This window comes from Roseateles sp. (genome assembly GCF_039595295.1).
Lineage (GTDB): Bacteria > Pseudomonadota > Gammaproteobacteria > Burkholderiales > Burkholderiaceae_C > Roseateles.
This window is the reverse complement of sequence record NZ_JBCNLU010000034.1, coordinates 12,929-25,715: the sequence shown is the minus strand read 5'-3', so window position 1 is coordinate 25,715 and position 12,787 is coordinate 12,929. Positions and strand designations below refer to the sequence as shown.

The following is a 12,787-nucleotide window of genomic DNA, read 5'->3' as shown; positions in this document are numbered from 1 at the left end:
GAGGCTCTACATCGAGGGTGCGCCGGTGCTGCGCAACGTGGCCGCTGCCGGCACGGGGACCCGCTCGCAGAGCGTCAACAACCCCTGGATCATCGGCGCCGGCTGGTGGGACACGGCCTTCGCCGACGGCTTCTACGGCTGGCTCGGCGAGCTGCGCCTGGTCGGCCGCCCGCTGCCCTCCAGCCAATGGCTCACCGCCAGCCTCAGCTGACCTCCGATTACGGCACCAGTCACCCCCTCGCCCGCTTGCGGGAGAGGGCTGGGGAAAACGACCCGGTGCTGGCGCTGGTCTCGGGCAACAACGGCCTGGGCCAAGCCGCGATCACCCCCGACCGCTACAACGTCCGTTTCACCGTCGACATCGCCCCGGGCCAAAGCCTGAGCCTGCTGAACTTCGCCTGTCTCGCCAGCCAGGACCTGGGCTCCACGCCCGCCGACGTGACCCTGGCCGAGCAGACCGGCCAATCCCTGCTGAACGCCCCGCGCCTGGAGGGCTTGAGCGCCGATCAAATCGCCTCCATCGCCAACTTCAGCGCGACGGTCCCGGAGCCTTCGAACTGGGCGCTGCTCGCGATCGGCGTGGCGGCGCTGGGCTGGCAGCGTCGCGCGGCCCGCAACGACTGAGCGGAGCCGAGCTCCCATCCTCTCCCCCGCCCTCTCCCGCAAGCGGGCGAGGGGCTTCTACGAGCGTCAGCCGTCCAGTCGCACGCTCAGCTTGTTGACGTCGTAGATCGTGGTGATCTTGCTGAAGCCTTCCACCGTGACCTTGCCGTAGCGGCCAGCCAACTGACCGGCGGTGCCGATCAGCTCCAGCGTGTCGCCGGCCTTGGGCGTGTAGCCCGAGGCGAACTTCACCGCCAGCGTCGCACCCGCCTCGATGGCGACATTGCCGGTCGCCGCGAGCTTGCCCGCGCCGCTCGCGCCGAGCTGGATCTGCAGCGTGGCCGCGGCGCGTTGGCTGAAGCGGCCGGCAACGGCCACCGGCGCGCTCGCCTTGGTGGCCAGGGTGCCGCCGCTCAGGTAGACGTCGCCCTTGCCCAGCGCGGTGGCGCTCTCGGCGCTCAGCGTACCGGCGTCGACCTGCGTGCCGCCGGCATAGCTGTTGGTACCCGACAGGCGCAGCGTGCCGCTGCCCTGCTTGGTCAGCTTGCCGGCGCCGGCGATGTCGTTGCGCCAAGCGTCGACGCTGTTGAAGCCACCCTTGGCCGCGTCCTGCACCACCACGACGTCGCCGTTGAAGGCGCCGTAGCCGTCGGCCGCCGCGAACAGGTTGACCCGGCCCCAGCCCTCGGCGTCATCCGCCAGCGGCGAGCCCGACGGCAGCGCCGTCGTCTTCAGCACGACCCGGCGCTGCGTCGCGTCCAGATACGGAAGACGCGTCTCCAGCAGCACCTCGGCACCCTTGGGGACCACCGCCGCCTTGGTCGTGTCGCCGACCGTCGGCAGGCCGAAGCGCAGACGGCGCGCGGCGTCGGCGCGCATGGCGGCCAGGTCCATGAAGCGATCGTTGGCGGTCGTGCCCGCGTGGGCATAGACATTGAGCGCTTCGGGCGTGGTCACGCCTGCGGCGGTCTGCATCACCGATTGCGCCTGCGCATAGGCGGCAGCCTTGAGGTCGCCCTTGTTGGAGCCGGTCGCGATGGCCGCGGCCACCGCGGCCTGCGCCTGGATGCGACCGCCGATCACGTCCAGCGGCGAATGCATGCCGGCCAGGATGCGGTTCTCGCCCATCTCCAGCGCGCGGGCGACCATCTCCTGATAACGCTGCGGCACCAGATAGGCCATGGCCAGCGCCTTGCGCATGCCTTCCGCGGTGTGGCCGCTGATGAAGCCGCCGTCGGTCGCGGGCGTGGTGCTACGTGCCGGCATCAGCGCCGGGACGACCACCACGCTGGAGCTCCAGCGCCACGGCCGCGCGTACTTGTAGAAGCGCTTGGCCGGCTCGGTCGAGGCGTTCTCCCCGACGTTGCCGATGAAATCCACCGCCTTGCCCAGCGTCGCATTCGTCGCGCTGCCGGTGCCGATGTCGGAGCCGCCGTCGTTGTAGAGCACGGTGGTAGCGTCCGCCGGGATGCCGGTGATGGTCGTGCTCATGCCGGAGGCGCTGCGCCAGGCGGCCGTCAGCGGACCCATGCCGTCGCTGATGCTGAAACCCTTGCCTCGGCGGTCGTCCAGATAGGCGGCCAGCGACTGCGCCTCGGTGCGCTTGGTCGTCGCGTCGATGACGTACTGGATATTGGCCGCATGGACCGCGGCGTTGAGCACTTTGCCGTCGGTCGCGTCACCGGGGATGCCGGTCCAGGTGGAGGCCACGACGGCCGGGAAGCTGCCGTTCGCGGCGGCGGTGACGCCCGCGTCCACGATGAGCGAGCTCGGCTGCCACAGCGCCAGCATGCCGTTGACGACGCGCACGCCGGCGTTCGTGTCCAGCGTCGCGTAGCGGGCGTCGCCGCGCTGGTTGGTGAAGGCGAAGTCGACGAAGGGCAGCACCTTGGTCTCGTCCTGCACCGGCGCGGAGTCCGCGCTGCCCAGGCCCTTGGGCGCGTCGGGCAGCGTGGCGACGCTGAGGTCGTCCACGTCGGAGCCGCCGCAGCCGACGAGGAAGGTGGCGGTCAGCACCCCCAACACGAGCGGACGCAGAACGAAGGGGAAGCGGGACGAGGTGGACATGGCCGGCGGTCGGGAAGGAGTCGAAAACGCGCGACTTTAGGTAGCCGATATGTCGTGGCCGTGACCTCGATCTGGAAAGCGCTCTCAGGGCGCGCTTGCAAGGGGCGTTCTCAGGGGGCGATGTCCTCGAGCGACTTGCGCTCCGCATCCACGCCGAAGCGCAGCGCGAGCCACCCGGCGCCGATGACCAGCACCGCGCCGATCGCGTAGCCGATGGCGACGGCGCCACGGTCGCCGCTGCCGATCAGCCAGCCGAAGAGCACCGGCGCGACGAAGCCCCCTGCCCCGGTCCCCACCGCATAGAACAGCGCGATGGCCATGGCGCGCATTTCCAGCGGGAAGACCTCGCTGACGGTCAGGTAGGCGGAGCTCGCCGCGGCGGAGGCGAAGAAGAACACGGCCGACCAGCACAGCGCCTGGGAGCGTGCGTCGAGCAGCCCCGCGACGAAGGCCGCGCCGGTCGCGGCCAGGCCGATGCCCGCGAGGCAGTAGGTCAGCGCGATCATGCGGCGCCGGCCGACCTTGTCGAACAGCGGTCCCAGCAGCAGCGGCCCCAGCACGTTGCCCAGCGCGAAGGGAAAGATGTAGAGCGCGACGCTGTACTCGGGCACGCCGTAGAAGCGCGTCAGCACCAGCGCATAGGTGAAGAAGATCGCGTTGTAGAAGAAGGCCTGCGCGAGCATCAGCGCGAGTGCCACGCCGCTGCGGCTGCGATAGCGGCTCAGCAGCACATGCAGCACCTCCCGCATCGTCGGCATCGAATCGCGACGCGCGTGACGCAAGCTGGGGTCGAGCGGCGGCAGCGGTCCGTGCTGGGCGGAGACCTGAGCCTCGATGTCCGCGACGATGCGCTGCGCCTCCTCGTCGCGACCGTGCAGCAGCAGCCAGCGCGGACTCTCCGGCACGTGACGCCGCACCAGCACCATCGCGAAGGCCAGCAGCGCGCCCATCGCGAAGCCCACGCGCCAGCCCTGCACGGGGCCGAAGACGGCGGGGTTCAGCAGGATCAGCGAGGACCCCGCGCCCAGCGCCGCGCCGATCCAGAAGCTGCCGTTGATGGCGAGGTTCACGCGGCCGCGCACGCGGGCGGGGATGAGCTCGTCGATGGCGGAGTTGATGGCGGCGTATTCGCCGCCGATGCCCAGCCCGGTGATGAAGCGGCAGGCGGCGAAGAAGGTGAAGCCCGGCGAGAACGCCGTGGCCAGGGTCGCGATCGCGTAGACGGCGAGCGTGACCATGAACAGCTTCTTGCGGCCGAGCTTGTCGGTCAGGCGACCGAAGATCAGCGCGCCAAGGATGGCCCCGGCCACGTACAGCGAGCCGGCCCAGCCGACCTGGACGGCCGTCAGCGCCAGCGTGTCGGGGCGCTCCAGGGCGGCGCCGACCGAGCCCACCAGCGTGACTTCCAAGCCGTCCAGCACCCAGGCGACGCCGAGCGCGAGCACCACCCGCCAGTGCCAGCGGGACCAAGGGAGCCGGTCGAGCCGGTGCGCAAGATCATGCGTGTGAGCCATCGCCGCGTGGGCGGCAATCGGCGTTCCGGCGTTCCGGCGTTCCGGCGTAACGACGCGACGACGCGACGACGCGACGACGATCAGCAACCCGGGACGCCAAGGCGACGGGCGAGCCTCAGAAAGTTGCTTCGATCCATGCCCGCATCGCGCGCCGCGGCAGCCATGGCGCCGCCGTGACGCGCGATCGCGGCGGCGATCCATTCCCGTTGGAAGCGTTCGGTGGCTTCCCGCAATCCGCTGCCGTCAAAGCCGGCAGCGTCCGTTCCCGTCGGCACCTCCGCCGCCTCATCGGGCGAGGCGGCGGACGAAGCGGCAAGGCGCTCGTCGACACGACGGGGGCCAGGCGTTGCCATCCCGGGCGCCATCGAGGCTCCGCCCGATCCGCCGTGCGCGATCCCATGCGCACCGCCGTCGGGCAAGCCGAGATGCGCCGGCTCGATCGCGACCCAGCGTCCGCCCTTCCCCGCCTCGGCCAGCGCCCGCAGTGCGGCCCGGCTGATCAGGTGCTCCAGCTCCCGCACGTTGCCGGGCCAGTCGTGCGCGAGCAGCGCCTGCGACGCCGCCGGCGACAGCCGCAGATTGCGCGCGCCGAGTCGGTGCTGGTTCTCCTCAAGAAAGCCGCCCGCCAGGGCCAGTATGTCGCGGCCCCGCTCGCGCAGCGGCGGCACCTGCAGGGGATAGACCGAGAGCCGGTGATACAGATCCGCGCGGAAGCGTCCCTTGGCGACCTCCTGCGTCAGATCGCGGTTGGTCGCCGCCAGCACCCGCACGTCGACGCGCTGCACCCGATCGCTGCCGGGGCGCTGCACATCGCCGCTCTGCAGCACTCGCAGCAGCTTGGCCTGCACCGGCAGCGGCAACTCCCCGACCTCGTCCAGCAGCAGCGTGCCGCCGTCCGCCAACTCGAACTTGCCGATGCGGTCCGCGATCGCGCCGGTGAAGGCGCCACGCTTGTGGCCGAAGAGCTCGCTGTCCGCCAGCGTCTCCGGCAAGGCCGCGCAATTGATCTGCACCAGCGGCCGATCCCGCCGCGTCGAGCGCGCATGCAGGCGCTCCGCCACCAGCTCCTTGCCGACGCCGGTCTCCCCCAGGATCAGCACCGTCAGGTCCGAGGCGGCGACCGTGTCGATCTCCTGCCGCAGCCGATTCATCGCGGTGCTGCGGCCCAGCAGCTCACGCGGCGCACCACCGGAGCGCCAGTCCCGCGCGAGGGCTTCCTGCCGCGCGCGTTGCGCCAACTGGACGATGGTCTCCTCCGCCGCGATGCCGACCTCCAGCATCTGCACCGCCGCCGCCAGCTGCGCCGGTCCGATCGCGTCGAAGGCATGCGGATCCAGCGCATCCAGGGTCAGCAAGCCCCAGATGCGGCCCTCATGCCGCAGCGGCGCGCCCATGCAGTCATGCACGGCCTCCAGCGTCTGCTGATCGGCGAGCAGCCCGTCATAGGGATCAGGCAGCCCCATGTCCGCTGAGAAACGCAGGCCGTTGCCGCTCGCCAGCAGCCGGGCCAGACGCGGATGCGCCGCTGCGGGAAAGCGTCGGCCGAGCGCCTCTTCCGCCAGGCCGTCGACCGCGACGGGCTGGAGCACCTCGCCGCGCTCCTCGGGCAGCAGCCTCAGCAGCGCCGCCGCGTCGCAGGGCACCAGACGGCGCACGGCGCCCAGCAGTTGGCGGTATCGGGATTCCGGTGTCATTTCGACCTGATGTTGTCATTCGGACTGCCGGGGATTCTCGGTCAATCCGACCTGAATCCCCGCACACCGGGGAAGAGCCCCTATGCATATCAACTACTTAGAGGCGCAACATCACGGATTCGAAGTTGGCACGAAACCTGTCTATGCAGGTCATCCCAACGACACCCCCGGAGCTCTCGTGTCCCAGTTCTCTCCCGAGACCATCGCCCTGATCAAGGCCACCGTCCCCGTGCTGCAAGCCCGTGGCGAGGACATCACCCGCCACTTCTACGGCCTGATGCTCCGCGAACACCCCGAGCTCAAGGCCTTCTTCAACGAGGCCCACCAGGCCGAGGGCACGCAGGCCCGCGCGCTCGCCGGCGCGGTGCTCGCGTATGCCAGCCACATCGACCGGCTGGAGGCGCTGGCCGGCGCGCTGCCTCGCATCATCCAGAAGCATGTCGCGCTGGGCGTGCAACCGGCGCATTACCCCATCGTCGGCCAATGCCTGCTGCGCGCGATCCGCGAGGTGTTGGGCGCCGAAGTCGCCACCGACGCCATCCTCAGCGCCTGGGGCGAGGCGTACGGCGCGCTGGCCAAGCTGCTGATCGATGCGGAGGAACTGGCCTACGCCGCCACCGCCGCGCGGCCCGGCGGCTGGCGCGGTCAGCGCGCGGTCCGCGTCGCTCGCAAGGAAGCCGAAAGCGAGCTGATCACCTCCTTCTATCTGGAGCCGGCCGACGGCCAGCCGCTGGCCGACTTCCTGCCCGGGCAATACCTGACCCTGGTGCTGGACATCGACGGCCAGACCGTGCGCCGGAATTACTCGCTGTCCGACGCGCCGGGCAAGCCCTGGTACCGCGTCAGCATCAAGCGCGAGGACGGCGGCCGCGTCTCCAACTGGATGCATGACCACGTCCAAGTCGGCGACACGGTCCGGATCCAGGCGCCGGCCGGCGAGTTCACGCTCGATGCCCAGGCCAAGCGCCCGTTGGTGCTGGTGACCGGCGGCGTCGGCATCACGCCGGCGATGGCGATGCTGGAGTCCGCCGTCGCCAGCGGCCGCCCCATCCGTTTCATCCATGCGGCCCGTCATGGCGGTGTCCACGCCTTCCGGGAGCGCGTCGACGCACTGGCCGCGGCGCATGCCAACGTCGACGCCTTCTACGTCTACGACACGCCGCGCGACGGCGACGCGCCGCATGCGGTCGGCCTGATCGGCGAGGACCTGCTGGCCAGTCAGCTGCCGGCCGACCGCGACGTCGACCTCTACCTGCTCGGCCCCAAGCCCTTCATGCGCGCGGTCTACCGCAGCGGCCGGGCGCTCGGCATCCCCGCGCGGCAGCTGCGCTACGAGTTCTTCGGCCCGGCCGAGGAACTGGTCGGCGCTTGAGCCGAGGGCGCTCGACTGGAGCGTCCTCTCCAATGCGCGCGCGGTGACGCCTTGAGGACGCGCCGCCGCCGGGTCTCCCGCTAGCATCGCCCGTCATCACAAGCAGACGGAGACCCGCATGGAATGCCTGAGCCTGACCGAAGACGCCGGCGTCGCGCACCTGGTGCTGAATCGGCCCGACGAGATGAACACGATGTCGCCCCGGCTGTGGCGCGAGCTGGAGACGGTGCTCGACGGCCTGCACCGCAGCGCGACGCTGCGGGCGCTGGTGATCTCCTCGACCGGCAAACACTTCAGCGCCGGCATGTCGCTGGACGTGTTCAAGAACGGCGGCATCCAGCTGGACGACCGCAGCGCCGAGGGCCGCGCCGCGATCGTCGACCTGCTGGCCGACATGCAGCAGGCTTTCAACCGCCTGGACGATCTGCGCGTGCCGACCATCGCCGCCATCCAGGGCGGCTGCATCGGCGGCGCGGTGGACCTGGTCGCCGCTTGCGACATCCGCTACGCCGAGGCCGCGTCCTTCTTCTGCATCCAGGAAATCAACATCGGCATGACCGCCGACCTGGGCACGCTGCAGCGCCTGCCCAAGCTGATCCCGCTGGGCGTGGTCAAGGAGCTGGCCTACACCGGCCGCCGCATGCCGGCGGCGCGGGCGCAGGCGGTGGGGCTGGTCAACGAAGTCTTCGAGTCGCAGGCCGCCTGCGTCGAAGCCGCGCTGCAATGCGCGCGCGAGATCGCGCAGAAGCCGCCGGTCGCGATCTGGGGCAGCAAGCAGGCCATCCATTACGCGCGGGATCACGGCGTCAAGGACAGCCTGCAGCAGATGGGCTGGCTGCAGGCCGCGATCTGGCAGAACAAGAACCTGATGGAGGCCTTCGCCGCCGCGCAGGCCAAGCGCCCGACCGCCTTCCCGGATCTGGCCGCGCTGAAGTTCTTCCGCGAGGCTTGAACCCGGGCCCTGCAACGCTTGCGGCCCCGAAAACAACAACGCCCGCCGATGCGCAGCGCATCGCGGGCGTCGTCCCCCGCCTTGCGGCGGGGCCGTGCAGGCAAGCCGAAGGGCTTACTTGTTGACGGCGTCCTTCAGGGCCTTGCCGGCCGTGAACTTCGCGACCTTCGAGGCCGGGATGTCCAGCGCTTCGCCGGTGGCGGGGTTCTTGCCGGTGCGGGCGGCGCGCTCGCTCACCTTGAAGGTGCCGAAGCCGACCAGGGCGATCTGGTCGCCCGAAGCCAGGGCTTCGGTGATGGTTTCCAGGGTCGCGTCCAGCGCGGCGGCGGCGACAGCACGGGTGGTGCCGGCCTTGGTGGCAATGCCTTCGATCAGTTCACTCTTGTTCATCAGTCTTCCAGTTAAAAACCAGGATCCGGGGTCACCGGGGGTCGCGATTATCAGCCACTCCAGCCCCCTTCCTGTTTGAAGTCGCAACCGAGCCCCTGTGGGCGACATGCGCCCGAATTGCAGAGATCCGCCTCGGACATTCGTCCGATACCGGCGCGCGCCCCGTTTCGCGACAGTGGAGGCCTTCCACGATCCACCACGGAGCCCCTCATGAACACCGCCCGCCGCCTTTTGATCGCCGCCACCGCGGCCTCCGCCCTCGCCGCCTCGCTGGGCGCCTCCAGCGCGGCTTTGGCCGCCGAACCGGCCAAGGCCGTCGCCCCTGCCGCCGCCCAACCCTCGGTCGTCATCGTCCACGGCGCCTTCGCCGACGGCTCGGACTGGGCCAAGGTCATCCCGCTGCTGCAGCGCGAGGGCGTGAACGTGGTCGCGGTCCAGAATCCGCTGAGCTCCCTGGCCGACGACGTCGCCGCCGCGCGCCGCGCCATCGACGACCAGCCCGGCAAGGTCGTGCTGGTCGGCCACTCCTGGGGCGGCACGGTGATCACCGAGGCCGGCACCTCGGACAAGGTCGCCTCGCTGGTCTATGTCGCGGCCTTTGCGCCGGACCAGGGCCAGTCCACCGCCGACCAGGGCAAGGGCTTCCCGACGCCGCCCGGGCTGACCCACCTGAAGGCCGACGCGCAGGGCTTCCTGCGCCTGACCGACGTCGGCATGCGCGAGCACTTCGCCCAGGACCTGCCGGCCGCGACCACCGCCGTGATGGCCGCGACCCAGGGCCCCATCCAGGCCAAGGCCTTCGAGCAGCCGGTGTCCGCCGCGGCCTGGAAGACCAAGCCCTCCTGGTACGTGCTGAGCAAGGCCGATCACATGATCCTGCCAGTGCAGCAGGCCGCCATGTCCAAGCGCATCGGCGCCAAGGTCACCGAGCTGGACAGCAGCCACGTGCCGCAGCAGTCGCAACCGGCCGCCGTGGCCGCGGTGATCCTGGACGCGGTGCGTCAATCGAAGTAAGGTCCGCGCCGCATGCGGGCGCCGGCAGCGGTCGGCGCCCGCGTGAGCTTCGCGACCTGCTTCCTGACCGCGCCGATGCCCGTCGATCCGCCTCCCGTTCCTCTTCACCAGCCCCTTTCCTCGCCCGAGCCCTCGCCCCCTCTCTCGCCGGTGACCCGATCCGTCGATGCGGGCGACCTGGTGCCCGTGCTCGACGCCATCCGCGCGCTCGCCTTCGTCGGCGATCTCAGCATGGGCCAGCCGGTCGACCATTCGACCCGCACGGCCTGGCTGGCCGCCCGCATCGCCGAAGCCGCCGGGCGCGCCGCCGCGCTGAGCGATGCCGACATCAACGAGGCGACCGATGCGGCCTTGTGCGTCGCGCTACTGCGCTGGTCGGGCTGCACGGCCAACGCGCCGGAATTCTCGACCCTGCTCGGCGACGACGTCGGCGGCCGCGACGCGATGCTCACCACCGCGTCGGCCGCCGAAGCCGCGGCCTTCGCGGCCGGCGTCGGCGAGATGGCGCGCATTCACTGCGAGGTCGCCGGCGAGATCGGCCACATGCTGGGCCTGCCCGCCGGCGTCGAGCGCGCGCTGCGCCATGTCTTCGAGAACTGGAACGGACAGGGCACGCCGGCCGGTCTGCGCGGCGACGAAGTGCCCCAGGCTGTCTATCACGTCGCACTGGCAGGCGATCTGGAGATCTTCTCCCGCGCCCATGGGCTGCCCGCCGCGCTGCGTCAGATCGCCGAACGGGCCGACGCCAAGTATCCGCGCGCCCTGGTGGCGCTCGTCACCGCGCAAGCGTCCATCTGGCTCGCCGCGCTGGACGACGGCGCCCACGAGCGCGACGCGCCGCGCGTCGCCATGGGCGAGACGCCGCTGGCGCTGGTCGCCGACGTGATTGACCTCAAGCTGCCGTGGATGACCGGTCTGTCACGCCGCGTCGCCGATGCGGCCCGCGACGCCGGCGCAGCGCTGGGGCTGAGCACCGAGGAGCAGGCGCGCCTGCATCGCGCGGGTCTGTTGCACGGCATCGGGCGCGCGTCGGTGCCCAATGCGCTCTGGAACGAGGGACGTCGCCTGGGTGAGGCCGATCGCGAGCGACTGCGCCTGATGCCGTACTGGACCGGGCGCGCGGCGCGCCGACTCGTCGCGCTGACCGAGGAAGCGGAGCTCGCGTCCTACGTCGACGAACGGATCGATGGCTCGGGCGCTTTCCGCGGCGTGGCGGGCGCGGCGATCCCGATGTCGGCGCGCGTGCTGGCGGCCTCGGCCTGCTGGGTGCATGCGAGGACCGCGCGGCCGGGCCATCCGGCGCTCGATCTCGCTTCGGCGCGAGAGGCGCTGCGCGCCGAGGCGGCGGCAGGAAAGCTCGATGCCGCGGCAGTCGAGGCGCTGTGCGGCGCGGGATCGATCCCGGGCCCGAAGCCTGCGCAGGGCGCGGGAAGCGCCGCGGGGCTGGAGCCGATCGCGCTGTCCGCGCGCGAGGCCGAGGTGCTGGCCCGCATCGCCGTGGGCGACAGCAACAAGGAAGCCGCGCGGGAGCTCGGCATCAGCCCGAGCACCGTGCGCACGCATCTCGAAAGCGCCTTCCGCAAGCTGGGCTGCAGCACGCGCGCGGCCGCGACGCTCAAGGCGATGACGCTGGGCCTGCTGGCCGTGTAGCGGGCAAAAAGAAAGGCCCCGGTCTCACGACCAGGGCCAAAGATTCGTCCGCCTGCAGAGGGAGAAAGGCGGACCATGCGAGAGAGAGAAGCATGAACAGCGGAGCTCGAATTCCGCTGTCAGGAACGTACTGTACGGATCGGTTCCGGCCCTGGCACGAGGGCGACGACGCATCGTCGCGGGAGCTTTCTCCGCATCCGGCCGTCGGGCGATGCCCTACGCGCCCGGTGCCCGCGTGCCGCCGAGCGCGCGGCTCGCGCTGAGGGCCATGAACAGCGCGAACACGACCACGCTGGCCAGTCCCCAGGTCAGCGACGAGTGCTCCGCGACCATGCCGATCAGCGGCGGTCCGGCCATCATCCCGAGGTAGCCCAGCGAGGACACCGCCGCGATGCCGTGCGCCGCGCTGACGCCGGGTACCTTGGCCGCGGCGCTGAACAGCACCGGCACGACGTTGGACAGGCCCAGGCCGACCAGCGCGAAGCCCAGCAAACCGGCCTGCTCGAACGGGACCAGCAGCGCCAGCGCCATGCCGACCGCCGCGAGCAGGCCGCTGGCCGTCATCAGCGGGATGGGCGCGACGCGCGCCCTCACCCAGTCGCCGCCGAAACGGCCCAGCGCCATCGCCAGGCTGAAGCTCGCGTAGCCCAGCGCCGAGACGCTGGCCGTGCTGCCGCGCTCCTGCTTCATGAAGAGCACGCTCCAGTCGTACATCGCGCCCTCGGCGATCAGGCCCAGCGCGGCCAGCGTGCCGATCAGCGCGAGCACGCCGCGCGGCAGGCTCATCGGTTGTTTCTCCTCGCTGCCGGCGCGCATCTTCAGCATGGCGGCACAGGCGCCCAGCACCATCAGCACGGCGACGCCCAGGGCCACCAGCAGATGCGTGGCCGGCGTCCAGCCCAGCAGCGGCAAGGCGCTGCCCACGCCCGCGCCGATCATGCCGCCCAGGCTGAACATCGCGTGGAAGCCGCTCATCAGGGGACGGGCGGACAGGTGCTCGATCTCGGTGGCCTCGGCGTTGATGGCGACATCGAAGAGGCTGGCGGTCGCGCCGAACAGCGCCAGGATGAGAACCAGACCCAGATAGACGCCTGGCGTCAGCAGCAACGAGACGGCACCGGCGCAGCACAGCCCCATCGCACCGGCCACCAGCCGCGGGCCGAAGCGTGCGATGACGCGCCCGGCCTGGCTCAAGGCGATCAGCGCGCCGACGCCCGAGGCCAGCATCGCGATGGCCAAGGCTTGCTCACCGATGCCGTAATGGGCTTTCACCGTGGGCACATGCACGCCCCACGTCGCGAAAAGCGCCCCCGCGACGAAGAACTGGATGCGCAAGGCCCAGGCGGCCGAGTTCAGGCGGCGCGGAGTCAGGGCTTCGAGAGCGGCAGGGGATGCGGCGTTGGAGGGGGTGGTGGCGGGCATCGTCGACACGGCGTGAAGGCCCCGTGACTGTAGGCGCCGCACTGCGCGCACGGCGGTCGCACGAACCGCCAGTCGCCCGCGACGCTGACAAGGTTGTCAAACGGTATCC

At 70.9% G+C, this 12,787-nt stretch carries 11 protein-coding genes; 6 read left to right on the top strand and 5 right to left on the bottom strand.

Annotation, left to right across the window (positions count from 1 at the left end):
• The first annotated feature begins 25 nt into the window (after positions 1–25).
• Together ABDW59_RS19695 and ABDW59_RS19690 are read left to right on the top strand one after the other, a co-directional pair.
• Entirely contained in the window at positions 26–211 is a 186-nt protein-coding gene (locus ABDW59_RS19695; protein ID WP_343632262.1) for a hypothetical protein, read from the top strand.
• Complete coding sequence (locus tag ABDW59_RS19690) at positions 187–624, top strand: PEP-CTERM sorting domain-containing protein (protein WP_343632260.1); 438 nt, start codon at positions 187–189, stop codon at positions 622–624. Before ABDW59_RS19695 ends, ABDW59_RS19690 begins: the two co-directional genes overlap by 25 nt.
• Positions 625–690: 66 nt before the next feature.
• On the opposite strand, the gene ABDW59_RS19685 is transcribed toward ABDW59_RS19690, so the two are convergent.
• The 3 genes from ABDW59_RS19685 to norR all read right to left on the bottom strand — a co-directional run bounded on the left by ABDW59_RS19685 (position 691) and on the right by norR (position 5,878).
• The gene (locus ABDW59_RS19685) at positions 691–2,670 is read right to left on the bottom strand and encodes an autotransporter-associated beta strand repeat-containing protein (protein ID WP_343632258.1); all 1,980 of its coding nucleotides are present in this window, start codon (positions 2,668–2,670) and stop codon (positions 691–693) included.
• Between the two features lie 110 nt (positions 2,671–2,780).
• A complete protein-coding gene (locus ABDW59_RS19680) occupies positions 2,781–4,184 on the bottom strand; it encodes an MFS transporter (RefSeq protein ID WP_343632256.1) in 1,404 nt (467 codons plus the stop codon).
• Between the two features lie 80 nt (positions 4,185–4,264).
• A complete protein-coding gene (gene norR, locus ABDW59_RS19675) occupies positions 4,265–5,878 on the bottom strand; it encodes a nitric oxide reductase transcriptional regulator NorR (RefSeq protein ID WP_343632254.1) in 1,614 nt (537 codons plus the stop codon).
• A gap of 178 nt (positions 5,879–6,056) precedes the next feature.
• Between norR and hmpA the strand changes: the two genes are divergently transcribed.
• Positions 6,057–7,250, top strand: coding sequence for an NO-inducible flavohemoprotein (gene hmpA / locus ABDW59_RS19670; protein ID WP_343632252.1), 1,194 nt, complete (start codon positions 6,057–6,059; stop codon positions 7,248–7,250).
• 118 nt (positions 7,251–7,368) lie between these two features.
• Entirely contained in the window at positions 7,369–8,202 is an 834-nt protein-coding gene (locus ABDW59_RS19665) for an enoyl-CoA hydratase-related protein (RefSeq protein ID WP_343632250.1), read from the top strand.
• Between the two features lie 114 nt (positions 8,203–8,316).
• Here ABDW59_RS19665 and ABDW59_RS19660 read toward each other — a convergent pair whose 3' ends face one another.
• On the bottom strand, positions 8,317–8,592 hold the full coding sequence (locus tag ABDW59_RS19660) for an HU family DNA-binding protein (protein WP_343632248.1): 276 nt from the start codon (positions 8,590–8,592) through the stop codon (positions 8,317–8,319).
• A gap of 210 nt (positions 8,593–8,802) precedes the next feature.
• Between ABDW59_RS19660 and ABDW59_RS19655 the strand changes: the two genes are divergently transcribed.
• Together ABDW59_RS19655 and ABDW59_RS19650 are read left to right on the top strand one after the other, a co-directional pair.
• Positions 8,803–9,606 (top strand): alpha/beta hydrolase, encoded by an 804-nt coding sequence (locus ABDW59_RS19655; RefSeq protein ID WP_343632246.1) that lies wholly within the window; start codon positions 8,803–8,805, stop codon positions 9,604–9,606.
• A gap of 150 nt (positions 9,607–9,756) precedes the next feature.
• Complete coding sequence (locus ABDW59_RS19650) at positions 9,757–11,256, top strand: HD domain-containing phosphohydrolase (RefSeq protein ID WP_343632244.1); 1,500 nt, start codon at positions 9,757–9,759, stop codon at positions 11,254–11,256.
• A 216-nt stretch (positions 11,257–11,472) separates the two neighbouring features.
• Here the strand turns inward: ABDW59_RS19650 and ABDW59_RS19645 are convergent, their stop codons facing one another.
• A complete protein-coding gene (locus tag ABDW59_RS19645; protein ID WP_343632242.1) occupies positions 11,473–12,678 on the bottom strand; it encodes an MFS transporter in 1,206 nt (401 codons plus the stop codon).
• Positions 12,679–12,787 lie beyond the last annotated feature (109 nt).

Excerpts from the sequence above, each read along its gene's own strand:
- ABDW59_RS19690 (WP_343632260.1), top strand. The coding sequence starts at position 187 with ATGGCTCACCGCCAGCCTCAGCTGACCTCCGATTACGGCACCAGTCAC.
- ABDW59_RS19685 (WP_343632258.1), bottom strand. The coding sequence starts at position 2,670 with ATGTCCACCTCGTCCCGCTTCCCCTTCGTTCTGCGTCCGCTCGTGTTG.
- ABDW59_RS19680 (WP_343632256.1), bottom strand. The coding sequence starts at position 4,184 with ATGGCTCACACGCATGATCTTGCGCACCGGCTCGACCGGCTCCCTTGG.
- norR (WP_343632254.1), bottom strand. The coding sequence starts at position 5,878 with ATGACACCGGAATCCCGATACCGCCAACTGCTGGGCGCCGTGCGCCGT.
- ABDW59_RS19665 (WP_343632250.1), top strand. The coding sequence starts at position 7,369 with ATGGAATGCCTGAGCCTGACCGAAGACGCCGGCGTCGCGCACCTGGTG.
- ABDW59_RS19660 (WP_343632248.1), bottom strand. The coding sequence starts at position 8,592 with ATGAACAAGAGTGAACTGATCGAAGGCATTGCCACCAAGGCCGGCACC.
- ABDW59_RS19655 (WP_343632246.1), top strand. The coding sequence starts at position 8,803 with ATGAACACCGCCCGCCGCCTTTTGATCGCCGCCACCGCGGCCTCCGCC.
- ABDW59_RS19645 (WP_343632242.1), bottom strand. The coding sequence starts at position 12,678 with ATGCCCGCCACCACCCCCTCCAACGCCGCATCCCCTGCCGCTCTCGAA.